The 24,489-nt window shown below is 38.1% G+C and carries 19 protein-coding genes; 3 read left to right on the top strand and 16 right to left on the bottom strand.

Annotated elements, in window-relative coordinates; all coding sequences use genetic code 11:
• Positions 1-7 precede the first annotated feature (7 nt).
• The 6 genes from pyrF to cmk form a co-directional block, all read right to left on the bottom strand.
• Positions 8-700 carry an orotidine-5'-phosphate decarboxylase gene (pyrF, locus tag HBL79_RS01575; protein ID WP_017806998.1) on the bottom strand — a complete coding sequence of 231 codons (693 nt, stop codon included), beginning with the start codon at positions 698-700 and terminating at the stop codon, positions 8-10.
• Positions 701-719: 19 nt separating this feature from the next.
• Positions 720-1,907, bottom strand: coding sequence for a lipopolysaccharide assembly protein LapB (gene lapB, locus HBL79_RS01570; RefSeq protein ID WP_035686923.1), 1,188 nt, complete (start codon positions 1,905-1,907; stop codon positions 720-722).
• Positions 1,900-2,190: a LapA family protein gene (locus HBL79_RS01565; RefSeq protein ID WP_017807000.1), complete on the bottom strand. Its 291-nt coding sequence runs from the start codon at positions 2,188-2,190 to the stop codon at positions 1,900-1,902. Before HBL79_RS01565 ends, lapB begins: the two co-directional genes overlap by 8 nt.
• Before the next feature lie 89 nt (positions 2,191-2,279).
• Complete coding sequence (locus HBL79_RS01560) at positions 2,280-2,564, bottom strand: integration host factor subunit beta (protein ID WP_035686926.1); 285 nt, start codon at positions 2,562-2,564, stop codon at positions 2,280-2,282.
• 65 nt (positions 2,565-2,629) lie between these two features.
• Positions 2,630-4,273 carry a 30S ribosomal protein S1 gene (rpsA, locus tag HBL79_RS01555; RefSeq protein WP_046097320.1) on the bottom strand — a complete coding sequence of 548 codons (1,644 nt, stop codon included), beginning with the start codon at positions 4,271-4,273 and terminating at the stop codon, positions 2,630-2,632.
• A gap of 110 nt (positions 4,274-4,383) precedes the next feature.
• A complete protein-coding gene (gene cmk / locus HBL79_RS01550; RefSeq protein ID WP_244300916.1) occupies positions 4,384-5,112 on the bottom strand; it encodes a (d)CMP kinase in 729 nt (242 codons plus the stop codon).
• 156 nt (positions 5,113-5,268) lie between these two features.
• Between cmk and HBL79_RS01545 the strand changes: the two genes are divergently transcribed.
• Together HBL79_RS01545 and HBL79_RS01540 are read left to right on the top strand one after the other, a co-directional pair.
• Positions 5,269-7,698, top strand: a complete 2,430-nt coding sequence (locus tag HBL79_RS01545; RefSeq protein WP_035686933.1) for a TonB-dependent receptor plug domain-containing protein — start codon at positions 5,269-5,271, stop codon at positions 7,696-7,698.
• 77 nt (positions 7,699-7,775) lie between these two features.
• A complete protein-coding gene (locus HBL79_RS01540) occupies positions 7,776-10,553 on the top strand; it encodes a M16 family metallopeptidase (RefSeq protein WP_017807005.1) in 2,778 nt (925 codons plus the stop codon).
• A 66-nt stretch (positions 10,554-10,619) separates the two neighbouring features.
• Here HBL79_RS01540 and HBL79_RS01535 read toward each other — a convergent pair whose 3' ends face one another.
• From HBL79_RS01535 to HBL79_RS01510, 6 genes are all read right to left on the bottom strand, one after another.
• Positions 10,620-11,495 (bottom strand): VirK/YbjX family protein, encoded by an 876-nt coding sequence (locus HBL79_RS01535; RefSeq protein ID WP_017807006.1) that lies wholly within the window; start codon positions 11,493-11,495, stop codon positions 10,620-10,622.
• A gap of 115 nt (positions 11,496-11,610) precedes the next feature.
• Positions 11,611-12,951, bottom strand: a complete 1,341-nt coding sequence (argG, locus tag HBL79_RS01530) for an argininosuccinate synthase (RefSeq protein ID WP_017807007.1) — start codon at positions 12,949-12,951, stop codon at positions 11,611-11,613.
• Positions 12,952-13,041: 90 nt separating this feature from the next.
• Positions 13,042-13,881: an SDR family oxidoreductase gene (locus HBL79_RS01525; RefSeq protein WP_017807008.1), complete on the bottom strand. Its 840-nt coding sequence runs from the start codon at positions 13,879-13,881 to the stop codon at positions 13,042-13,044.
• A gap of 111 nt (positions 13,882-13,992) precedes the next feature.
• Complete coding sequence (locus HBL79_RS01520) at positions 13,993-14,295, bottom strand: helix-turn-helix domain-containing protein (RefSeq protein WP_017807009.1); 303 nt, start codon at positions 14,293-14,295, stop codon at positions 13,993-13,995.
• A gap of 1 nt (position 14,296) precedes the next feature.
• Positions 14,297-14,662 (bottom strand): type II toxin-antitoxin system RelE/ParE family toxin, encoded by a 366-nt coding sequence (locus HBL79_RS01515; protein WP_017807010.1) that lies wholly within the window; start codon positions 14,660-14,662, stop codon positions 14,297-14,299.
• 249 nt (positions 14,663-14,911) lie between these two features.
• Positions 14,912-15,772, bottom strand: coding sequence for a phosphoribosylaminoimidazolesuccinocarboxamide synthase (locus HBL79_RS01510; protein WP_035686936.1), 861 nt, complete (start codon positions 15,770-15,772; stop codon positions 14,912-14,914).
• Between the two features lie 181 nt (positions 15,773-15,953).
• On the opposite strand from HBL79_RS01510, the gene prfC reads away from it, so the two are divergent.
• Positions 15,954-17,543 carry a peptide chain release factor 3 gene (gene prfC / locus HBL79_RS01505; RefSeq protein WP_035686939.1) on the top strand — a complete coding sequence of 530 codons (1,590 nt, stop codon included), beginning with the start codon at positions 15,954-15,956 and terminating at the stop codon, positions 17,541-17,543.
• Positions 17,544-17,867: 324 nt separating this feature from the next.
• Here prfC and tsf read toward each other — a convergent pair whose 3' ends face one another.
• From tsf to lon, 4 genes are all read right to left on the bottom strand, one after another.
• Entirely contained in the window at positions 17,868-18,713 is an 846-nt protein-coding gene (gene tsf, locus HBL79_RS01500; RefSeq protein WP_017807013.1) for a translation elongation factor Ts, read from the bottom strand.
• A gap of 131 nt (positions 18,714-18,844) precedes the next feature.
• Positions 18,845-19,573: a 30S ribosomal protein S2 gene (gene rpsB / locus HBL79_RS01495; RefSeq protein ID WP_017807014.1), complete on the bottom strand. Its 729-nt coding sequence runs from the start codon at positions 19,571-19,573 to the stop codon at positions 18,845-18,847.
• Positions 19,574-19,846: 273 nt separating this feature from the next.
• A complete protein-coding gene (ppiD, locus tag HBL79_RS01490) occupies positions 19,847-21,703 on the bottom strand; it encodes a peptidylprolyl isomerase (protein ID WP_017807015.1) in 1,857 nt (618 codons plus the stop codon).
• A 134-nt stretch (positions 21,704-21,837) separates the two neighbouring features.
• Positions 21,838-24,252 (bottom strand): endopeptidase La, encoded by a 2,415-nt coding sequence (gene lon, locus HBL79_RS01485; RefSeq protein ID WP_035686941.1) that lies wholly within the window; start codon positions 24,250-24,252, stop codon positions 21,838-21,840.
• Positions 24,253-24,489: the final 237 nt, after the last annotated feature.

Below are 24,489 nucleotides of genomic sequence, written 5' to 3'. Positions count from 1 at the left end.
ATCATTATTACTCGATAGAAGAGTTAATAGAACGCAACATTTCAGCCGGATTCTCAGCCTGAGTAATAGGACGACCAATAACAAGATAATCTGAGCCTGCTTGAATAGCAGCTGCAGGAGTCATCACCCTTCGTTGATCGCCAAAGTCAGCTCCAATTGGTCTAATTCCTGGTGTAATTAATTTAAATTCTTTCCCACAATGTTCACGTAAAATTTCTACTTCTTGTGGAGAACATACAACGCCATCAAGCCCTGCACGCTGTGTTAAATGAGCAAGGCGGATTACCTGTTCCATAGGTGATGCATTAATTCCAATTTGTAATAAATCTAAATCTTCCATACTAGTTAATACTGTAACACCAATTAATAGTGGAGCCTCTTTACCATAAGGTTCAAGAATATTCTTAGCCTCTTCCATCATTCTTAACCCACCACTTGCGTGCAAATCAACCATCCAAACGCCCAAATCAGCAGCAGAACGAACAGCTCTGGCTACAGTATTTGGAATATCATGAAATTTTAGATCAAGAAATACATCAAAATTTCGGCTATGCAACTGCTTGACAAAGTTAGTCCCTAATGTTGTAAACATTTCTTTCCCTACTTTAAGCCGACATAAGCTGGGATCGAGCTGATCAACTAAAGACAAAGCTTGTGATTCTTTTTCATAATCCAATGCAACAATAACTTTACTAGCCATATTTTTTTCCTTAATTAAGTTAACGGTATTCTATATCTTTGGTAGGTTTAATGCTTTCCCATTGTCTGCAAGATGGACAACACCAAATAAGCTTGTGTGTTTGGTAGCCACAATTGGTACAACGATAATCAAATCCCTGTTTAATTCGCTCTCCAACGATCTTATGCAATAAAATTAAACTATCCTTTGCTTTCCCATTTTCAGCAATATCAATTTGATATTGAATAAAACGATGAAACATTATCGTAGTTGGATTTTGCGTAAGGTATTGATAGAGTTTAGTCTGTGCGACAAAACTCCCTTCTTTTTCGGCAATAAAATCTGAAAGGGCAAGATCCACAGCACTATTTTTACATATTCTGCTTGCCTTAATGAGAAATAGTTCATAGTCATCAGGCTGTCTTAATTCTTGATAGCAATACTTTAAAATAGGCAATGCCTCGCCAATATAATCTGCATTTTGGTCCAAAATTTTTTCTAAATTTTCGACCGCACTTTGATAATCTAAGTGTAACATATGATATTCAGCTAACAGTAAGGAAGCTCGAATACTTTTAGGATTAGCTTTAAGTGCCTGTTGTAAAAATGGTAGAACATCAATATTATTATTTGCAACATTTTCTGCATATTCACAATAATAGTGTGCAAGCGCAATACTATTATGAACATCTGATATCTTTGCAAGTTTTTCTGCCACATTAATCGCTTTTAGCCAGTCTTTCATTGTTTGATATATGAGCATAAGCTGGTTTAAGGCATTCTCTGCAAATTCTGGCTCATCAACTAAAGTAATATATAAACTTTCAGCACGATCAAAAAATCCAACCATCATAAAATCTTTTGCTAACTGCTGTCTTGCTAATAACTTTTGCTCAAAGCTGTAATTAGGACTGCGTTCAAGAGCTTGATGAATTCTCAATGCTCTATCTACCTCTCCACGTGAACGAAATAAATTTCCTAGCGTAAGTTCAGCCTCAAATTGTGAACCTTTTTCAATTTCATTCTCTTGTTCCTGCTTTTGTAATATATCTAAAAATAGATCCACTGCCTTATCTTGTTGGTTAGACAGCAATAAATTAACGCCAGTAACATAGTCACGGGAGAGCCTATTACTAATATCTTCCTGCTCTTTCTTTGCACTTCGATATCCCATATACCATCCGTAAGCTGCCGCCACAGGAAGTAAGAGAAAGAGCAATTCAAGCATTATTATCCTTTGTGGTTAATTCAGTAATTTGTAATGATTGACGCTTAATTTTACGCGATAAAGACATATTTTTTAACTTCAGCTTCAAATAAAAGAAACCAGTCACTATCCACCCCAAAATAAATCCAAAACCAAACAAAATTGCAACCAATGTAGAAAGTTGAATCTCATTTTGTGCAAAAATATAATTGAACGTTATAATTTGATCGTTATTAGCACCTACAGTAATCCCAACCAGAATAACAGCAAGTAAAATAATGAAACCTAAAACATATTTAATCATAGGAACCACCTAAAAATCCTTTTCACTATTATGTTACAAATAAATATAAAAAACGACACCAAAGAGTGCCGTTCAATTAGTTGAGTATATTATGCCTGAATATCAACACGCATTCTTAAATCTTTACCAGCTTTAAAATGAGGAACTGATTTCGCCTCTAATTCAACTCTAGCTCCTGTTTTAGGATTGCGTCCAATACGTGGCTGACGGAAATGTAATGAAAAACTTCCAAATCCTCGTACTTCCACGCGTTCCCCTCTTTCTAATGTTTGTGCAACCTGTTCAAGAATTTCTCTCACTGCACTTTCTACCTTTTTCAAAGGAAGAGAGGGGTTATTTTGAACTATACGTTCAATAAGTTCTGACTTAGTCATAAATATTCTCCTAACATCAGCAAATTGGCGTAATTACTACGCCAATCTTTTACAGGGAATGTAAATTATTCACCTTTTGCTGCTTTGAAAGCTTCAGCCATTGCATTTGGAATAACAATTTCTTCTTTATTCACGCTTGCAACTGCAGCTGCTTCTTCGGCTTGATCTTTCGCTTTCACAGATAAGTGAACAAGACGTGCTTTACGATCCACTCCTGTGTATTTCGCTTCAACAACATCGCCTACTGCAACTTCGCTTGTTAAGTCTGCTGCACGGATATAACCTTCAACTCCGCCATCTAACTCAACTTTTGCACCTTTTGCATCAGCTTCAACAACTTTAGCCGTTACGATAGTTCCTTTTTTGTTTGCCGCAATGAAGTTATTGAATGGATCATCTTCAAGTTGTTTAATACCTAAAGAAATACGCTCTTTCGCTGAATCAACTTGTAAAACGATGGCAGAAACTTCATCACCTTTTTTGTAGTTACGAACGGCTTCTTCACCTGGTACATTCCAAGAAATGTCAGATAAATGAACTAAGCCATCAATACCACCTTCAAGACCGATGAAGATACCGAAATCAGTGATTGACTTGATCTTACCAGTAACTTTATCACCTTTATTGTGAGTTTCAGCAAATTGTAACCACGGGTTAGGTTTGCATTGTTTTAAACCTAAAGAAATACGACGACGTTCTTCGTCAATTTCTAATACCATCACTTCAACAACATCACCAAGGCTCACAACTTTAGATGGGTGAATATTTTTATTTGTCCAATCCATTTCAGAAACGTGAACTAAACCTTCAACCCCATCTAAAATTTCAACGAAACCCCCATAATCAGTTAAGTTAGTTACTTTACCTGTTAATTTGCTACCAACAGGGTGATTTTCAGCAATCGCAACCCAAGGATCTTGACCTAATTGTTTTAAGCCTAAAGAAACACGCGTGCGATCTTTATCAAATTTTAATACTTTAACTGTGATTTCATCACCCACATTCACGATTTCGCTTGGGTGTTTAACACGTTTCCAAGCCATATCTGTGATATGTAATAAACCATCAACGCCACCTAAATCAACGAACGCACCGTAGTCAGTTAAGTTTTTAACTGTTCCTTTAACTTCACTACCTTCCGCTAGGTTAGCTAAAATTTCTTCGCGATCTTGGCTGTTTTCTGATTCGATTACAGCACGACGAGAAACAACAACGTTGTTACGTTTTTGATCTAATTTGATTACTTTGAATTCTAATTCTTTACCTAATAAGTGATCCGCATCACGTACAGGGCGAGTATCTACTAATGAACCAGGTAAGAATGCACGAACACCGTTTAACTCAACTGTGAAACCACCTTTCACTTTACCGTTGATTAAACCGATAACAGTTGCTTGATCTTCGTAAGCTTTCTCTAATTCGATCCAAGATTCGTGACGCACTGCTTTTTCACGAGATAATTTAGTTTCACCGAAACCATCTTCAACAGCGTCTAACGCAACGTTTACCACGTCGCCAACTTTAACGTCTAATTCACCTTGTGCATTTTGGAATTCTTCAGCTGGGATACGTGCTTCAGATTTTAAACCTGCATCTACATACACGAAGCCTTTTTCGATAGCAACAACAGTACCGTTAACGATTGAACCTAAACGAGTTTCAAGGTCTTTTAATGATTCTTCAAAGAGTTGAGCAAAAGATTCTGACATAATTAATCTTCTAAATTTAGTTAATAACGTCCACTTTATATCCATAAAAAGTGGGGCTGACAATAAATGTTTATCCTTCCTTGAATAAACTGACGAAAATAATTTAAGCCTTAAAAATCAACCTTTTGTCGGATGTAATCCAAGGCTTGGGCAATCACTTCCTCAATACTTAATTCCGTGCTGTCCAATAACAACGCATCCTCAGCAGGTTTTAAAGGGGCGATTGAGCGATTTCTATCGCGAAAATCACGCTCTTCTATCTCGGCTAAAATCTGTGCAAAGTTACCATTAATTCCTTTAGTTTGCAACTGTTTATAGCGTCTTTTCGCTCTTTCTTCTGTGCTAGCATCTAAAAATAACTTTACTTGTGCATTAGGGAAAACTACGGTTCCCATATCACGCCCATCAGCAATAAGCCCTTTTTCATTGGCAAAACTTTGCTGTAATTGTAATAATGCAGCACGAACTTTCGGGAATACTGCCACTTTAGAAGCAGCATCTGCCACTTCTTGCGTGCGGATTTGGCTGCTAACATCTTCCCTATCTAAAACAATTTTCACTTCATTATCTTTAGGTAAAAAAGCAACATTTAATTGACTTGCCAAATTCGCCAAAGCTACTTCATCATCTAATGGCGCTTGCTTTTTTAAAGCAGCCAATGCGGTAACACGATAAATCGCCCCGCTGTCTAACAAGGCAAAGCCTAGCTTTTGTGCTAGGGCATAGCATAGTGTTCCTTTCCCCGCCCCACTTGGTCCATCAACGGTAATAATCGTATGTTTCACATTAAATTCTCTTTCCAGCACATCATTTTTATTAGAATAACATATTCTAAACATAATAAGATGATTTTCATCTTATGAATTTTGAAGTGCGGTCAAATTTTTTATATTCATTTTGTGATAGCTATCACATTTTAGATATTTTTCTCTTTTCAAAGTCATTCTTTAAAATTATTATTGATAATAATTATCAATAATATTTAGATCAAGTATATGTCTAAACTGCTCGTTCCAATGCTCGGCCTTAGTGTCAGTGTCATACTTATACCAACTTATGCTCAAACACAAAAAATAGATACTCAAAAAATGCAAGCACAATTCTCAATACCTGAAATTGTTATATATGCAGATAAAAATAAATCTTTAACTTCAGTGCTGAAGATTGATTCAGATAAAATGAAAAAAACTCCATCAAAGGGAAATAATATTACGGATTATTTACGTTCCAGCCCTCATATACGCTATGAAAATAGTGATCAAGATGGTTTTCAGCAAGGAGAAATAAAACCCGAAAATATATCAATTAATGGTTCAGATGCTAATCAAACTGCCTATTTTGTCGATAATGTTAATGTTAATAATGATCTAGCTGTTGAACAAGGCATATTTGATGGTGCAATGCAGGTACTGCCAGGAATTTCACATACCCAGGCTTATTTTTTCGATGCGAGTATGCTTTCAAAAGTTGAAGTTCAAGATAGCAACATTTCTGCCAGTTTAGGTGGATTTATGGGAGGAAGCGTAATTGCTAAAACCAAGCAATATAGCGGGCAAGATAGTTTTAAATTGAAATACCGAACAACGCATTCTTCTTGGGCTAAAATGAAACAAGATGATAATGTAAGTCAAGTACTAGAAAAGGTACGCCCAGAAATTGATGGTTCAGCTAGTTTACAACCTAAATATCATAAGCAAAATTTTAGCCTTGTTGCCGAAAAAGGTTTAACTGAAAATATTGGTGCTGTATTAGGGATTAGTCGAAGAACCTCAACCATTAATCAATACCGACTCATCGGTTTTGCCTCCGAAGCCCAACTACATCAACAAGCTCATACTCGCCGTTCTGATAATCTATTATTTAATGTTAATTGGAATATTAATGACAATAACCGATTAGAATTAAATACTCGCTATTCTAACTATCGAGAAGAAAAATATTCGCAAACAAATATCAATGGAAATGTTTCAGATTACCATAGTGCAATGGGTGCAACACTCGCTTGGGTAAGCACCTTTAATTCTGGCGTTTTAACTAATACTCTTGCTTATGATCACTTTAAAGATAGCCGGTATTCTAGTGCTAATTATGTAGAAATTGTCTCTGTTTCTGATGAAAATTATGAACCACTTTATGATTATGAAAAAGGCGGCTATGGAAACAGTCAATTAAAACAAACCAATCTTCATTATTCAACAGAATATGCTTTTGAACCTTTTAATATAGGAGCAGCTCGCCATTCCATTTCTCTAGGAGGAATTTATCAATTAACCCACTATAAATTTCATCGTGGTGAAAATGTTTATGCAAAAACAGGAATGGCAACATTAGGGGAATCTGAAGAAAATATTTTTTGGTTTCCAATGGGAGATAATGGTTCAACTATTGCAACAACCTATCGCGGCAATGCGAAAGTACATTATCAAAATATCGCATTATATGCCGAAGATTTGATAACTAGGAAAAATTTAGAATTCCGACCAGGTATTAGATTTGAGCGTGATGATTATTTAAAAAATAACAATTTCTCTCCCCGTTTTGTTGCTAAATATTCCCCTTGGGATAATACGGGAATTACTTTAGGCTTAAATCGTTATTACGGGCGTTCTTTTTCCTCTTTAAAATTGACAAATGAAATTTTAAAAATTAATCGTGATACTGAGAATATTAGAGATTTTATGCTCTCAGGTAAATTAAAAACGCCTCATTCTGATGAATTAAGTGTAACTTTTGAGCAAAAATACCACAATATTTTAGCTAAAATAGGTTATATTCATCGTAAATATAAAAATCGCATTATTCTAAAACAGAAAGATGTTAATGGAGAGAAAATAAAATATTACACCAATAGTAATCCTTATAATGTCGATATTTATACTTTACAAGTTGAGAATAGCGAACCATTTAAATTAGGAAGTACACATTGGAATGCTTCTTTAGGCTTTGATTGGCTAAAAACAAAACGCTCGGATCTTGATAAAGATATTGATCCCAATGAACTTATTTATCTTGATGGTAAATTAATGACTCGTCATACAATGCAGCAAAAAGTAAATGCTAATACAGAAGACTGGATTGCGAGATTAGGTATTGATATGGCTATTCCTAATTGGGACTTAACTTGGTCAAATCGAATTTATATCAAAGCCCCAATCAAAGGTTATGAAGAAATCATCAATATTGAATATCCAGATGGAATATCTCGCTATCGAACCTTTGATTATGGCTCGCATACCCAATGGGATATGAGTTTACGTTGGCGGCCAAAATTTGCTGGAAAACATTCTGTTTATCTACAAGTTGATGCACTGAATGTTCTCAACCAAACTCGAAAAATTCGTTCCGTTTCTCTGTCAAATAATTCCGAATATAGCCTTTATACACCAGGTCGTGAATTTTGGTTAGAAATAGGATATGAATTTTAACGCAATTTATCTGTAAGAATCTCTATATCTACAAACATTATATAGGGATTTTTACCTTTTTTATTTTGGGAAAAATAATGAAAAAACTAACCGCACTTTTCTTTATCTTCTTCATTCTCTCAGCTTGTCAAATAAATACCAAAGAACAGCTGTCAATGCCATTACCTTCTGATCCTAATTTGCAGTATGGAAAATTAGAAAATGGATTGACCTATTACATAATGAAAAATGTTGAGCCAGCAAATCGCGTTTATATTCGATTAGTGATTAATGCGGGTTCTATGCACGAAGAGGAAGATCAAAAAGGTATTGCTCATTTGGTAGAGCATATGGCATTTAATGGCTCCAAAAAATATCCTGAAAACCAAATTATTTATGCTCTCGAAAAATTAGGTATGAAATTTGCTCGAGATATTAATGCCTTTACCGATTTTGAAAATACAGTTTACACCCTTAATCTGGATAAAAATGATCCTGAGAGTTTCACTTTAGCTTTTGACGTTTTAAATGAATGGATACATCACCTTACAATTTTAAAGAAAGATTTAGATGCTGAACGCGGTGTTGTAGAGGAAGAATGGCGTCGCCGCTTAAGTCCAATGCTACGGTTAGGAGATAAAAAAAGTGCAATTGAAATGGCTGGCTCTCGCTATATTCTACGAGATCCTATTGGTGATATGAATATTATTCGTACCATTTCTCAGCAACGCGTTGCTGATTTTTATCATAAGTGGTACAGACCTGATAATATGTCGCTTATCATTGTTGGAGATATTGATACAAAAGTGATAATAAAGCAATTAAAACAACAACTTGATATCAAAAAAGCGATAAATCAGCCACCTATACCTAAAATTGATTTTTCAATTCCGTTAATCAATCAGTGGCGTTTAGCAACAGTTGCTGAAAAAGGAACAAATATTCCCGTGATTGAATTTAGTTTCTTTGAAACTTTTGATAATAAAATAAATACATTATCAGCATACCGACAAGATTTATTACAACAAATTCTTATTCGTTTAATTAATCTACGTTTACAAGATTGGGAAAAGCAAGAAAATAAAAATATTGAATCCGTTAATTTTTATCGTACACATTTAGGTCGAGAAACAATACAGAATATTTTTTCATTACAGCTTTTTAATACAGATTATAAAAAGGTAATCAGAAATTTATTTAACTTTATTGCAGAAATTAAACAGCAAGGATTTTCAAAACAAGAATTTGAACAAGAAATAAAAAGATTAATTCAATTAAATAAAAAGCAACGCACACTAAGATCAGGGAGCTTAAAAATTGCAGATGATCTGATTATTTCTGCTGCCAATAACCAAATTGTTATTAGCCCAGAAGATCGCTATCAATTAAACCAACGATTTCTAAATACAATTTCTTTAGAGGAAATTAATCAGCAATTTGAACAACTACTTGCCATTAAAGCAAAATTATTACTGATTACACAGCCTTACCCAGCGGGTTCTTTATCTTTAACGCAAAAGAACATAGAAAATATGTGGCAAGAAGCACTTTCTACGAAACAGCAACCTTGGCAAATTAAAACCAATCACGTCCAATTTCCCCCTTTAGAAATAGAATATGGAGAAATTAAAAAAGTAAAATATTGGAAAAAAGGCGATATTACAGAATATCAATTATCCAATGGCAGTAAATTAATTTATCACTATAGTGATAAAATGCCGAATCAAGTTTATTTTAAAGCTATTACTCAGGGCGGATTACGAACAGTGTCGCCTAATGACTATCATTTATTTAAAACCGCAGTAACACTTACTGATGATTCAGGGATAAATGTATTAACCCTTTCACAAATTAATCAGCTATTTAGCCAAAGTCCAATCGCTTTTGCAACAATCCTTGATGATTATAAGCAGGGATTCACGGCTGTTGGAAAAACAGATCAGTTAGAGAGTTTATTAAAACTTTTCCGTTTAAAATTACAAGGAACGCCTGTTTCTGAGAATGCACTTGAACGCTATAAAAAAGAGACTCAAGAATATATAACACAAATTGATACAGAAACGCTTTTTATGAAAAAGATTCTTGAACAACGCTATCCTCATATTCCTTTTATCTATAATGCCAAACCAGAACAGCTTCTCAATTTTTCCACCCAACAATTAACCGATTTTTATCATCAAGCCATATTAGGTAAAACAGATTTTACCTATTTTATTATTGGTGATATTGAGCAAAGCAAGGTTGAAAATTTAGCTCGTCATTATCTTTCTTCCGTGCCTGTAAAAAAACAGCAACGGCAAGCTTACGAGATTTCTCCGCAAATACCAGCTAAAACATTAATAATGAATGGGCTAAAAGAACCTAGAGCGGATGTTGAAATTTATTTAACCGCAAAGCATCAATGGCAACCCGAATTGCAATATCAATTAGATTTACTTAGTGATATTTTACAGGAAAAATTACGACGGGTTTTACGCGAACAAGCGTCAGGTGTATATACAATAGAGAGCTGGTTTACCCAAGAAAAAGAGCAATCCAAAATTGAAGGAAAAATTGCATTTAGTTGTGCACCAGAGAGAGTCCAAGAACTAAGCCAAAAAACCTACCAGATTCTTGACGAAATCAGTCAAAATGGAATTGACAGCCAATTCTTACAGAAGAAAATTCAAGAAAAGCACCGACAAATTAAACAACAATTTGATACATTGCTTTCAGTGGCAAATATCATAGAACAAAGTTTTTGGCATACAGAAAGTAACGAAGAAATCTATCTGTATCAACATTTGGAACAAATCGCGAGCAAAGAAAATATAGATCTCCTCGCAGAGAAAGTTTTACAGCCGAAAGCCAGATTTAGAGCCGTATTGATGCCTTAAGCCTCTAAAATAAGGAATACCGCATCTTATTTAAAGTAAAAGTGCGGTATTTTTTGTGAACTATTTTTATTCAAATCGCTTAGCTAACTCAGCTTCGAGTTGATCGAGCATTTCATAACGTTTGCGGTACATTGAACGTTTTTTACTTTGAATTTCTTCTAAGGGTTTGCGTTCAATACTGAGGGGGAGTTGCCAATAGCCTTTTGCGTTTAATGTCCCATTATTTTCTTGCCAAAATTCATCATAATTAAAAATCAAGCGTTTAGAGTCGTTCCAACGGTATTTGGCTTGGCGTTTATGGGCGATGCCGATTAATTCGCAATCGGATTGTGTGGCGAGCATTTTGAAAGCATTGACAATCATAAACATCGGGCGAATGCCGTGTAATTGTTTGGTGGCTGTTCGCACGAGATCTTGTGCCACTTCCCCTTTTGGCCCTTGAATTGAGGCAATCAAAATTTGGTTTGGGGATAAAAAGCTGAATGAGGCATCGTAAACACTGCGTTGGCTTTCATTATCATAAATATTCAACGAGAAAAATCCTTCCAGCGGATCAATCTGATTTAGGTTTAGTTGTAGTGATAATTGCTCTGTGAGCTGGGATAATACTACACTTTTTTGCGTAACTAATTTTTGACAGAAATCCACGCCCCATTTTTCTTCGGCAAGTAGAAAATGCTGTGAAATCGCATTCAAACGTTGCTCGGCATTAAAGGTTTTATCGCAATAGGCGTATAACAAACTGTTTGTGCGGTATAAGTTTTGATTAAAAAATTCCGCCCAAAGCGGATTTGTGTTTAAAAACGCAACGAGTTGCTGGCATTGTTTACGGTATAACAATGTTCTCCCTGCATAACGCAACGCTTCGCGTAAACGCTTTAAGCGGCGTTTTTCATTGGGATACAGTTGAGCAAAGGAAGGAAAAGAAAATTCTGTGGTCATAAAAATACCGTAAGTCTGCCAAATTGAGGGGAAAATTCTAATAAAAAACCACCGCACTTTCAATCAGGAAAAAGCTATCTGAAAAAAGTGCGGTGCAATTTTTGCGAGATTTTGATTAATCTTGCTTATTATTTAATTGTGGTAAAAAAGAGTCTTTGGAAATACTCAATAGCCCTGTTTGGGTGTAAATACCTAATTTATCGCGAGTATCCACAATGTCTAAGTTACGCATTGTTAATTGACCGATACGATCTAATGGATCGAATGGCGCATTTTCAATTTTTTCCATACTCAAACGCTCTGGGTGATAAGTGCTGTTTGCTGATGAGGTGTTTAAGATGGAATAATCGTTCCCGCGGCGTAATTCAAGGGTAACTTCGCCTGTAATCGCACGCGCAACCCAACGCTGAGCAGTTTCACGCAACATTAGGGCTTGAGGGTCGAACCAGCGACCTTGATACAACAAGCGACCTAAACGTAAGCCGTTGATACGGTATTGTTCGATAGTGTCTTCATTGTGAATTGCACTGAGCAGGCGTTCGTACGCGATGTGTAATAACGCCATTCCCGGGGCTTCATAAATACCGCGAGATTTCGCTTCAATAATGCGATTTTCGATTTGATCTGACATTCCCAAGCCGTGGCGACCACCAATGCGGTTGGCTTCAAGGAAAAGTTCAACTAAATCGCTGAATGATTTGCCATTCAATGCTACTGGCACGCCTTCTTCAAAGCGAACGGTCACTTCTTCAGGTTTGATTTCCACATCTTCACGCCAGAATGGCACGCCCATAATTGGGTTCACAATGCGAATGCCACGGCTGAGTAATTCAAGATCTTTCGCTTCGTGGGTTGCACCAAGCATATTGGAATCGGTCGAATAGGCTTTTTCCACTGACATTTTGTATTCAAAACCGTTGGCAATTAAAAATTCTGACATTTCGTGGCGACCGCCCAATTCTTCGATAAAACGGTTGTCCAACCAAGGTTTGTAGATTTTTAAATTTGGGTTAGTTAATAAGCCGTAACGATAGAAACGTTCAATGTCGTTGCCTTTGAAGGTACTACCATCGCCCCAGATATTTACATCATCTTCTTTCATTGCAGAAACTAACATTGTGCCTGTTACCGCACGCCCTAATGGGGTGGTGTTGAAATAGGTCGCACCGCCCGTTGAAATGTGGAACGCACCGCATTGAATGGCTGCGATCCCTTCGTGAGCAAGCTGGCTGCGACAATCAATCAAGCGAGCATTTTCCGCACCGTATTCCATCGCTTTACGTGGAATAGCATTGTAATCCTCTTCATCAGGCTGACCTAAATTGGCGGTGTAAGCATAAGGAATCGCCCCATTTTGACGCATCCAAAGCAATGCGGCACTGGTGTCTAATCCACCTGAAAAGGCAATCCCTACTTTTTGTCCAACTGGAAGGCTTTGTAAAATTGTGTTTGACATAGTAATCCCTATATTTGATTTTAAATTTGCGTTGGTGTGATTTTAAATCGGCTTATTATCAATGAAATCCCCCATAAAGTCCATTGCCCGTTACAGAGTTTTTTCCCCATCGGCGATCATTAAATCAGGATCGGGATATTGATAAACAAAATCCAATTCTTGACAAATTTTGTTGCCCGCAATAATCCGCATTGGATCATTCGCGGAACAAACAAAGTGCGGTGCGATTAAATGAAGTTTTTCCGCCATTTTGCCATAATATTCCGCTTTGCTCGGGTGTTGTGGAGCGACGAGGTGATATAAACGCTGCCCGCTTGGCGTTTCCAACAAAAGCTGAATGGCTCTGGCACAGTCGTCAATATGCACCAAATTAATCGGCGTGTTGCCTTGTGGCAAATCGCTTTTTCCCGCGAGAGCATAAACGGGGTGGCGATCCGCCCCCACTAGCCCCGCAAAGCGAATAATGTCGCAATCAATATTCGCCAAACTGGCTAGCCATTGTTCAATTTCTAACAAGCCCCGTCCGATTTCGCTATCAGGTTGAGGCGATTGGCTTTCGGCGAAATGCCCATTTTGCTGTGGGAAAACGGAAGTTGAGCTGATAAAAATAAAGTGTTGCACGCCGTTGAGTAAGGCTTCATTCACCAAATGTTTAATGCCTTGTACATACTGTTGCACATCGAAAAAATATTGACTCGGCGGAATATTAATCACCACAGTTTCCACCGAAAATAAGGCAGCGAGATCGTCAGGATCAGCATTAATTTCAGGCTCTAACAAGAGATGATAGGTTTCCAGCCGCATTAATCGCATTTGCTCCACACCGCTATGGGTGCGTTTTGTGCCTTTCACCGCCCAACCTAAATTTTTCAGATGACGAGCAAGGGGCAAGCCCAACCAACCTAATCCAACGATTGCAACAGATCGCATAATCCCTCAAAAACGTTAATTCAAAGTGCGGTTAATTTTAGCGGAATATCTTCTTTTTGTATATTCCACAAGGGTTTAGCTAAAAAAACGTTCACTAAAACACCTTACCATTTATAAGTTAAATGTTACGGTTTTCCCAGTAGGCAATTCAATAGATAAATTTAGAACACCGCCCATTGCTTCAATATAACGCTTCACTGATGATAATTTTATATCATTACCCCGTTTCTCAAGTGCAACAACTGATGGCTGAGAAATATTCAAAGCTTCCGCCATTTGCTTTTGGGAAAGCTCCAATTCTTCACGAATGCGATAAAGTTGTAATTCCATTCGCATATCATCTGCTATCGCTTTTACTTTGGCTTGCTTTTCTGCTGGCAGTTTATTCATTAAATCTTTAAATGCTACGCTCATTTTATTGCTCCTTTAAAAATTCAGAAAGGTAATTATCATAAGTTTGTTCGGCAAGTGTGATCATCTCTTTGTAAAAGAGCTTTTCTTTTTTGCCTTTTTTATCTCCCCCACATAGCACAATAGCCTGTCGAATGGGATCAAATATATAAAACAAACGGAAAACGGATAATTTAGACTGTACTCTCAATTCTTTTAAATTGGTATATTTAGAACCTTGAATAGTATCGGCATAAGGTCTGCCTAATTGCGGTCCTTCTGTTGATAATAACGCTAATGCCGCATAGACTTTTAATAAGTCATCTTCTGCTAATGTTTCAAGCCAATTTAAAAGTGGGTCTTGTAAAATAACTTCCCATTCTTGTTTCATACAGCGATTACCTTTTATTACTTAATATAGATTTTAATCTATATTTAATAACCGAACAAGAAATTTACAACCACACTTAAACTAAGTGCGGTCGGTTTTTAGTGAATTTTTAACGCATATTCAATGGCTTAGAATATGGTTTTTTGCGTATTTTGATAATTTCCGCTTTCAAGAAGCTCGTTACTTTATTATAAAAAAGCAATGTTTTAATTAAGGAAATCTGAACCGAAAAATCACCGCACTTAAAATTTATTTAGTTAAAAGATCCAAGGCTTCTTGATATTTATCCACTGTTTTTTGGATCACTTCAGTAGGAACACGTGGAGCGGGCGGTTCTTTGTTCCAGCCACTGTTTTCCAGCCAATCGCGGATAAATTGTTTATCAAAAGAAGGTGGATTGATACCCTCTTGGTAAGTATCCACCGACCAAAAACGGCTTGAATCTGGCGTAAGCACTTCGTCCATTAGGGTGAGTGTGCCATTTTCGTCCAAGCCAAATTCAAATTTGGTATCACAAATAATAATGCCTTTAGTCAGGGCATATTCTGCCGCTGCTTGATAGAGAGCGAGGGCTTTTTCTTTCACTTGAGCCGCTAATTCTGCCCCAATCAATTTTTCGAATTCTGCGTAGCTGATATTAATGTCGTGATTGCCCACTTCTTCTTTGCTTGACGGGGTGAAAATGGGTTCGGGTAATTTGCTCGCTTCCTGTAAGCCCTGTGGTAGCACCAGCCCGCAAATTGTTCCCGTTTGCTGATAATCTTTCAGCCCGCTGCCCGTGAGATAACCGCGTACGATAGATTCAATTTTAATCGGTGTTAAGCGTTTGCACACCACCGCACGATCTTTAACTAAATCCGCTTCCGCTTTCGGCAACACGTCATACAGGCTTTCTCCTGTTAGGTGGTTCGGCATAATATGTGCCAATTTGTTAAACCAAAAATTGGAAATTTGGGTCAAGATTTCCCCTTTGCGAGGAATGGGATCGGTTAAGATCACATCAAATGCCGACAGCCTGTCCGTTGCCACCATTAGCATTCGTTTCTCATCGATCTCATAGAGATCTCGCACTTTTCCCGAATAGATTTTTTTCAAACTTAATTCGCTCATTTTCAGCCTCTGTTGCTTTGTGAAAAAACTGCCGTCTATTGTACCGCACTTTTGCCCTATTTACGCAAACGATTGCTTAATTTTTTTATTTTCGTAAAAAAGAAATAAAAGATTGAGAATAAAGGCAATATCAGGGAAAATAGCTCCTATTTTTCGCCATAAAAAGAATGATGAGAGAACAATGTCTGTAAACGATTATCCACAACAAGTTAATAAACGCCGAACTTTCGCGATTATTTCCCACCCCGATGCGGGGAAAACCACCATTACGGAAAAAGTGTTGCTTTACGGCAATGCCATTCAAAAAGCAGGATCGGTAAAGGGGAAAGGCTCAGCCCAGCACGCAAAATCAGACTGGATGGAAATGGAAAAACAACGGGGAATTTCTATCACCACCTCCGTAATGCAATTTCCTTATAACGATTGCTTGGTGAATTTGCTTGATACCCCCGGACACGAAGATTTCTCGGAAGATACTTACCGCACTTTAACCGCCGTAGATAGCTGTTTAATGGTGATCGACAGTGCCAAAGGGGTGGAAGAATGTACCATTAAATTAATGGAAGTTACCCGTCTGCGTGATACCCCAATTCTCACTTTTATGAATAAATTAGACCGCGATATTCGCGATCCAATGGAATTGTTGGACGAAGTGGAAAGCGTGCTAAATATCCATTGTGCACCGATCACTTGGCCGATTGGCTGCGGAAAGCTTTTCAAAGGGGTTTATCATTTATACAAAGATGAAACCTATCTTTACCAGACTGGACAAGGGCATACCATTCAAGAGGTTCGCATCGTTAAAGGCTTGGATAATCCTGAGCTAGATGCTGCCGTAGGCACGGATTTAGCCCAACAACTGCGTGAGGAATTAGAGCTAGTCAAAGGGGCATCGAACGAATTTGATTTATCCCTCTTTTTGAGCGGCGAGCTAACGCCTGTTTTCTTCGGTACGGCATTAGGCAATTTTGGGGTAGATCATTTCCTTGACGGCTTAACCGAATGGGCACCTGCACCGCAAGCACGCCAAGCGGATACTCGTCTGGTTGAAAGTAGCGAAGAAAAGCTCACGGGCTTTGTGTTTAAAATTCAAGCCAATATGGATCCAAAACACCGCGACCGCGTCGCCTTTATGCGTGTGGTTTCGGGAAAATATGAAAAAGGAATGAAGCTCCGCCACGTTCGTATCGGCAAAGATGTGGTGATTTCTGATGCTCTGACCTTTATGGCAGGCGATCGCACCCACGCCGAAGAAGCCTATGCGGGCGATATTATCGGCTTGCATAATCACGGCACGATCCAAATTGGCGATACGTTCACACAAGGGGAAGAACTGAAATTCACGGGCATTCCAAACTTCGCCCCTGAGCTATTCCGCCGTATTCGTCTGAAAGATCCGCTCAAACAAAAACAGCTGTTGAAAGGCTTAGTTCAACTTTCGGAAGAAGGGGCGGTGCAAGTTTTCCGCCCGCTCACCAACAACGACCTCATCGTAGGTGCGGTTGGTGTGCTGCAATTTGATGTGGTGGTATCACGCTTGAAATCCGAATATAACGTTGAAGCCATTTATGAAACCGTCAATGTGGCAACGGCTCGCTGGGTTGAATGCTCAGATGCGAAAAAATTTGAAGAATTTAAACGCAAAAATGAACAAAACCTCGCTCTAGACGGCGGCGACAACCTCACCTACATTGCCCCAACAATGGTAAACCTCAACCTTGCCCAAGAGCGTTATCCTGATGTGGCGTTCTTTAAAACAAGGGAACACTAACCCCGCAACGCTAAAAGGGAGGGCAATTGCTCTCCCCAAAAAATCACTGTATTCGGGTATATTACTAAAGCATAATTTTTGTTTCTTTATTGTCCCAAATGCATCACGATTCATTGGTAAAGAAAACCGATATAAATTATTTGATGCTAACAACCTCCAGCGGGCTTTACATCAAAATACTACTCATATGATCTTTAAATCAGAATCTTACCTTGCTTTGAGCTTAAATAGTTATAAAATTCGTTTTACATCTTTCTTTAGTAGATTAGTAATAAAAAAGCAGATCCGAAGATCTGCTTTTTTCGATTCGCCATTTTACAATGATTATTTCGTCATTGCAGCAACTTCTGCAGCGAAGTCAGTTTCAACTTTTTCGATACCTTCACCCACTTCAAAGCGTAAGAATGAAACCACTTCTGCACCTTTCTCTTTTAGTAATTCACCCACTGATTTAGAAGGATCCATTACGAAAGGCTGGCCAGTTAAAGACACTTCACCAGTGAATTTCTTCATACGACCTTCAACCATTTTTTCAGCGATTTCGCGTGGTTTACCAGATTGCATTGCGATATCCACTTGGATTTGACGCTCGTGTTCTACTACGTCTGCAGGTACATCACTTGGATTTACATATTCTGGACGGCTTGCTGCAACGTGCATTGCAACGTGTTTCACTAATTCTTCATCAGCGTTTACTGCACCCACTAATACACCAATTTTCGCACCGTGTAAGTATGAACCTACAACTGGTGCTTGTACTGAACCAACGCGGCGGATTGTCATATTCTCACCGATTTTAGCCACTAATGCAGCACGTTTTTCTTCAAATTCAGCTTGTAATGCTTCAATGGTTACGCCTTTGTTGTTTAATGCGTAATCTGCTACTTCATTTGCTAAACCTAAGAAACCTGCGTCTTTTGCTACGAAGTCAGTTTCACAGTTCATTTCAATCATTACGCCGTAGTCGCCAGCAACACGTGCGATGATAACACCTTCAGCAGCAACACGACCTGCTTTTTTCGCCGCTTTTGCTTGACCTGATTTACGCATATTATCAATCGCTAATTCGATATCACCGTTTGCTTCTACTAATGCTTTTTTACATTCCATCATACCTGCGCCGGTACGATCACGAAGTTCTTTTACTAAAGATGCTGTAATTTCAGCCATTTTAAAATCCTCTATCCACAAAATTTGATGCGATTTTTGACCGCACTTATGTAAAAAAGCAGGGAACATAAGCCCCCTGCTAACCAATTAATCGTTGTGATTAATAAGGGCTTTCGCCGCATTCACCTGAATTATTCAGCTGCTTCTGCTTCAGCAAATTTCTCTTCGGCTACCACTTCTTGTTGGCGACCTTCTTTTACTGCTGCCGCTGCTGCTGCAAGATATAGTTGAATTGCACGTGCTGCATCATCGTTACCAGGGATAACAAAATCAACACCGTCTGGTGCAGAGTTTGTATCAACCACTGCAAATACTGGAATACCAAGGTTATTTGCTTCTTTGATTGCGATGTGTTCGTGATCTGCACCGATAACAAATAATGCATCAGGAAGACCCGCCATATCTTTGATACCGCCAAGGCTTAATTCAAGTTTTTCCATCTCACGGCTACGCATTAATGCTTCTTTCTTAGTTAATTTGTCGAAAGTACCATCTTGAGATTGAGTTTCTAAATCTTTTAAGCGTTTGATTGATTGACGTACTGTTTTCCAGTTAGTCAACATACCACCTAACCAACGGTGATTTACATAGTATTGCTGACAGTCTAATGCTGCTGCTTTTACTGCTTCACTTGCTGCTCGTTTTGTACCAACAAATAAGATTTTACCGTTGTTGCCCGCAATACGAGTTAATTCTGCTAATGCAGCATTGAACATTGGGACGGTTTTTTCAAGGTTGATGATATGAACGCCGTTGCGTGGTCCGAAAATGAATGGTTTCATTTTTGGGTTCCAGTAACGAGTTTGGTGACCGAAGTGAACGCCAGCTTGTAGCATTTCACGCATTGAAACTTGTGCCATAATAATTTTCCTTTTGTTTGGGGTTTAGCCTCCACATACCAAATAAATCGACCGTTTGGCACCCCGATTTATCCGTGCGATATGTGTGTGATTTATTGTTAAAAATTAAGTTTGAAATTATTTTGTCTAAAATAAAAATTACTTTGCTATTCTAGCCAAAATAACGCCGCACTTTATACCATAAAGTGCGGTGAAAAACTAGCGAATTTTTAAAAACCAATAAAAACGGCAACCTGTCATTCCAAAGCTGCCGTTTTATTTTTATGCTACGAATTATTCTTGCTGAGTTAAAAACGCTTGATTAATCTCGATTTTCGCTTTTGCTCTTAACGCCTGCAATAATGTCTGCTGTAATTCAATTTGTTGCGTCTGTTGTAACTGCATATCAAATTGCTTAAGTTGTTCTGGCGATAACTCTCCATCTTTCACATTAATAAGCTCTATTACAACTATACCATTATCACCATTTTTTGCAGCCATATATATTGGTTTATCCGCCGGTTTTCTCATTGCAAAAATCACATCTCGCAGTTGTGGATGTTTGTTTTCTGCATAAACCCATTGTTCTGTTTCACCAAATTGAACTCCATCTGGTAACGTAGCATCACTATTTTCCGTTAACGATTGTGCTACTTTTTCAGCTTGAGCCAACACAATTTGTTCTGCTTTTTGTTGTTTCAAATATTGGATAATTTGATCTTTTGCCTCTGCTAAAGTTTTCACCCCTTCTGGTTTGTGATCGACCACTCTAATAATCAAAGAGTGTTGTTCGCCTACATTAATCGCTTCTGAATTTGTCCCTCCCTGGTTTAATTCAGAGTCAAATATCGCAGAAACAACATTACTATAATTTAATACAGCTGGAATTTCATTACGTGGGAAATAGCCCGTTTCTTGCACGCTAACGCCAGCCGTTTGAGCAGCAGCTTGTAAAGAATCTGGCTGTTCAAATGCTCTCTCATTCGCCTGTCTTTCCATTGCATAAAACGCTTTTGCACTTAATTCATTGCGAAGTTTCGCAACAATGTCATTTTTTACTTCTGAAAGTGGTAAAAACTTTTCATCTTCCACTTTAATGATGTGATAAGTATTATCAACTTTTACAGGCTGACTATACTCGCCCACTTTTAACTCTCGTGCAACCGCTTCAAATTGTGGAGGCATCATACCTGCAACCACCCAATCTAAATCACCACCATTTGAGCCTGAAATTTTATCAATAGAATAAAGTTTTGCTAATGAGGCAAAGCTTTCTCCTTTTTGTAAATCTTCATAAACTGCTTGTGCTTCTTTCTCTGTTGAGAGCTGAATATGTGCCAAATGTTGAACCATATATTGAGCTTTATTATCTTGATAATACTGTGCCACTTCTACATCGGTAACATTAACATTTTTTTCTGCCGCTTGTTTAGTTAAATCAAGATATTGTACTTTTACTAATTCAGGTACAGCAAACGCGGATTTATTGGCATTATAATAAGTGGCAATTTCTTCTTCACTCACTTGTTGCTGAGCAATTGTTGCAGCCAATGGGAATTGGAGTAAACGCACATCACGCTGTTGAAAAAACAATTTCGCAAACGTATCACTTTGACTGGGAACCGTAAATACAGATTGAACTAAACCATCATTTAATTGTTGTAAACGTAAGCCTTCACGTAGATATTGTGCATAACGCTCGCCAGTGAGTTGATTATTCTCAAGAATTTGTTGATAAAGTCTATTATCAAATTTTCCTTCTTTCTGAAAAATAGGACTAGTTACAATAGCTTGTTCTATTTGCTCATCACTAATATCGAGTTTTAATTCTTGACTGTACTGACGTAATAATTGCTCATCGATCAAACGTTGTAAAATAGTACTACGCAGTTGCTGAACAAATTCTGGCGAATCTGCAACCGCGGCAAAACTTGTTCCCATTTGTTGACTAATTCTCTGGGACTCTTGATTATATTGCTCTAAAAATAATTGCTGGGAAATTTCTTCACCATTCACTTTTGCCGCAAAAGTATCAACGCGTGTGAACATATAGCCTGCCACACCACTTAATACAAATGAAACCACAATTAGTGCGAAAATGATCTTCCACAAGATGCTGTTTGACGCATCGCTAAGTTTTTCCATTAACATTGAAATTATCCTTAAATGTAAAATTAAGACAAATCTTGAGAATTATAATCGAAAGTGCTTTGATTGCCAGCATAAAAATAAAGAAGTCGGCAAAGATTGTTCTTTACCGACTTTATTATTAAAAAAACTTGCAATTAATTCACCGCACTTTCCGCACGTTTACTTTTACGGCGTGGCGTTGCTTTTTCTTCTTTTGCAATCAAGTGAGAAAAATCAACCCCTTCAGGCGGATTTTCTAAGGCGATGCTTAACACTTCATCAATGGTTTCCACTGGACGAATATCTAAGCTGTTTTTCGCATTCTCTGGGATTCCTTCCAAATCTTTTACATTATCTTTTGGAATAATCACCGTTTTAATGCCGCCGCGGTGTGCTGCGAGCAATTTCTCTTTCAAACCACCAATTGGAAGCACTTTACCACGTAAGCTGATTTCCCCTGTCATCGCCACTTCAGACTTCACAGGATTCCCTGTTAAGCAGGAAACCAAGGCGGTACACATTGCGATGCCCGCACTTGGGCCATCTTTTGGTGTTGCACCGTCTGGAACGTGAATATGAATATCGCGTTTTTCGTGGAAATCAGGCGCAATGCCTAATTTTTCTGCACGAGAACGCACCACGGTCATCGCTGCTTGAATAGATTCTTTCATCACATCGCCTAGCGATCCTGTGTAGGTTAATTTACCTTTACCGATAACGGAAGTGGCTTCAATGGTGAGTAAATCACCACCGACTTGCGTCCACGCCAAGCCCGTTACTTCACCTACACGTTTTTGTGTATCCGCACGACCAAACTCAAAGCGTTTTACGCCTAAATATTCGTTCAGGTTATCGCTGTTTACCGTGAGCGATTTTAATTTCGGGTTCAGCAGTAAATTTTTCACCGCTTTACGACAGATTTTAGAAATCTCACGTTCAATCCCACGCACACCCGCTTCACGGGTGTAATAGCGAATAATATCTAAAATAGCACTGTCTTCGATTTTTAACTCGCCTTTTTTCAACCCGTTACGCTCAATTTGTTTGTTAAGCAAATGACGTGTGGCGATATTGAGTTTTTCATCTTCCGTATAGCCCGATAAACGAATCACTTCCATACGATCAAGCAACGGCCCTGGGATATTCATTGAGTTTGAGGTTGCCACGAACATCACATCAGAGAGATCATAATCCACTTCTAAATAATGATCGTTGAAGTTGGCGTTCTGTTCTGGATCAAGCACTTCTAACAATGCAGAGGCAGGATCTCCGCGCATATCTGATGCCATTTTGTCAATCTCATCAAGTAAAAAGAGCGGATTTTTCACCCCCACTTTTGCCATTTTTTGGATCAATTTACCCGGCAATGAACCGATATAGGTTTTACGATGCCCACGGATTTCCGCTTCATCACGCACGCCACCTAGTGCCATACGCACATATTTACGTCCTGTGGCATTGGCAATAGATTGTCCTAGGGAAGTTTTCCCTACCCCTGGAGGCCCAACTAAGCAAAGGATAGGCCCTTTAAGCTGATTTAAACGACTTTGTACTGCTAAATATTCCAAAATGCGATCTTTCACACGCTCCAAGCCATAATGATCCGCATCAAGGATTTCTTGAGCTTTCACAATGTCTTTTTTTACTTTACTACGTTTATACCAAGGCACTTGCAACATCCAATCAATGTAACTACGCACCACCGTTGCTTCAGCAGACATTGGCGACATCATTTTCAATTTCTGCAATTCTGCTTCCACTTTTTCTCTCGCCTCTTTTGGCATTTTGGATTCTTCTACTTTTTGACGTAGTTGTTCCACTTCATCGATTGTGCTTTCCGTTTCCCCCAGCTCTTTCTGAATAGCTTTGATTTGCTCGTTGAGATAATAATCACGCTGGCTTTTTTCCATTTGTTGTTTCACTCGCCCACGAATCCGTTTCTCAACCTCTAAAATGCCAGCTTCGTTAATCATTAAACCGAGCAAATATTCAAAACGTTCTACAACATTTGCAATAGAGAGTGCATCTTGCTTATGTTGTACCGCTACAGGCATATGTGCAGCCATTGTGTCACTCAATCGCTCTGGATCTGAAATATTTTTTAATGCAGAAAGCACATCAGGTTGTACTTTTTTATTCAATTCAATATATTTTTCAAATTCCTGTAATGCGGCATTTTGTGCGACTTCTAACTCAATTTCATCACCGAATTGGGTATCTATTAATTCAATTTTTGCTTCAAAAAAGCGTCCATTGTCTTCCAAATGGGAAATTTTGGCACGTTGCTGTCCTTCCACTAGCACTTTTACTGTGCCATCTGGCAAGTTTAGTAATTGAATAATATTCGCCACCGTGCCGACATCATACACATCATCCACCGTAGGCTGTTCTAACTCAGCCACTTTTTGCGAAACTAATAATAATTGTTTGCCATTTTCCATTGCCTCTTCAAGACTGGCGATGGATTTTTCGCGTCCCACAAACAATGGCATAACCATATATGGGAAAACCACCACATCGCGTAATGGTAAAACAGGCATGGTTTTTTGTTTTGTTCGTCTGGCGTTCATATTTTCTCTCTTTCCTTAAAACTTGAAATTACTCTCCCATATTGGGGCAATTTAGTAAAGTTCAAGTTCGTAACATAAATTATGCTAAATAAGATTTATGCCGTTCAGTGTACCCCATTCAAATTAAAAGTGCGGTCATTTTTTCACACAAATTTTATTTTTTCTCCTTTCACGAAAGGAAAAGATTAAAAAACATTCAATTTGTGCGTAGATAAATAAAAAATCCAACCCCGAAAG

Source organism: Avibacterium paragallinarum, assembly GCF_011765605.1.
GTDB classification, from domain to species: Bacteria; Pseudomonadota; Gammaproteobacteria; order Enterobacterales; family Pasteurellaceae; genus Avibacterium; species Avibacterium paragallinarum.
The sequence above is the reverse complement of the archived record's forward strand: the minus strand, read 5'-3'. Positions and strand labels throughout refer to the sequence as shown.

Excerpts from the sequence above, each read along its gene's own strand:
- pyrF (WP_017806998.1), bottom strand. The coding sequence starts at position 700 with ATGGCTAGTAAAGTTATTGTTGCATTGGATTATGAAAAAGAATCACAA.
- lapB (WP_035686923.1), bottom strand. The coding sequence starts at position 1,907 with ATGCTTGAATTGCTCTTTCTCTTACTTCCTGTGGCGGCAGCTTACGGA.
- HBL79_RS01565 (WP_017807000.1), bottom strand. The coding sequence starts at position 2,190 with ATGATTAAATATGTTTTAGGTTTCATTATTTTACTTGCTGTTATTCTG.
- HBL79_RS01560 (WP_035686926.1), bottom strand. The coding sequence starts at position 2,564 with ATGACTAAGTCAGAACTTATTGAACGTATAGTTCAAAATAACCCCTCT.
- rpsA (WP_046097320.1), bottom strand. The coding sequence starts at position 4,273 with ATGTCAGAATCTTTTGCTCAACTCTTTGAAGAATCATTAAAAGACCTT.
- cmk (WP_244300916.1), bottom strand. The coding sequence starts at position 5,112 with ATGTTTAGAATATGTTATTCTAATAAAAATGATGTGCTGGAAAGAGAA.
- HBL79_RS01545 (WP_035686933.1), top strand. The coding sequence starts at position 5,269 with ATGTCTAAACTGCTCGTTCCAATGCTCGGCCTTAGTGTCAGTGTCATA.
- HBL79_RS01540 (WP_017807005.1), top strand. The coding sequence starts at position 7,776 with ATGAAAAAACTAACCGCACTTTTCTTTATCTTCTTCATTCTCTCAGCT.
- HBL79_RS01535 (WP_017807006.1), bottom strand. The coding sequence starts at position 11,495 with ATGACCACAGAATTTTCTTTTCCTTCCTTTGCTCAACTGTATCCCAAT.
- argG (WP_017807007.1), bottom strand. The coding sequence starts at position 12,951 with ATGTCAAACACAATTTTACAAAGCCTTCCAGTTGGACAAAAAGTAGGG.
- HBL79_RS01525 (WP_017807008.1), bottom strand. The coding sequence starts at position 13,881 with ATGCGATCTGTTGCAATCGTTGGATTAGGTTGGTTGGGCTTGCCCCTT.
- HBL79_RS01520 (WP_017807009.1), bottom strand. The coding sequence starts at position 14,295 with ATGAGCGTAGCATTTAAAGATTTAATGAATAAACTGCCAGCAGAAAAG.
- HBL79_RS01515 (WP_017807010.1), bottom strand. The coding sequence starts at position 14,662 with ATGAAACAAGAATGGGAAGTTATTTTACAAGACCCACTTTTAAATTGG.
- HBL79_RS01510 (WP_035686936.1), bottom strand. The coding sequence starts at position 15,772 with ATGAGCGAATTAAGTTTGAAAAAAATCTATTCGGGAAAAGTGCGAGAT.
- prfC (WP_035686939.1), top strand. The coding sequence starts at position 15,954 with ATGTCTGTAAACGATTATCCACAACAAGTTAATAAACGCCGAACTTTC.
- tsf (WP_017807013.1), bottom strand. The coding sequence starts at position 18,713 with ATGGCTGAAATTACAGCATCTTTAGTAAAAGAACTTCGTGATCGTACC.
- rpsB (WP_017807014.1), bottom strand. The coding sequence starts at position 19,573 with ATGGCACAAGTTTCAATGCGTGAAATGCTACAAGCTGGCGTTCACTTC.
- ppiD (WP_017807015.1), bottom strand. The coding sequence starts at position 21,703 with ATGTTAATGGAAAAACTTAGCGATGCGTCAAACAGCATCTTGTGGAAG.
- lon (WP_035686941.1), bottom strand. The coding sequence starts at position 24,252 with ATGAACGCCAGACGAACAAAACAAAAAACCATGCCTGTTTTACCATTA.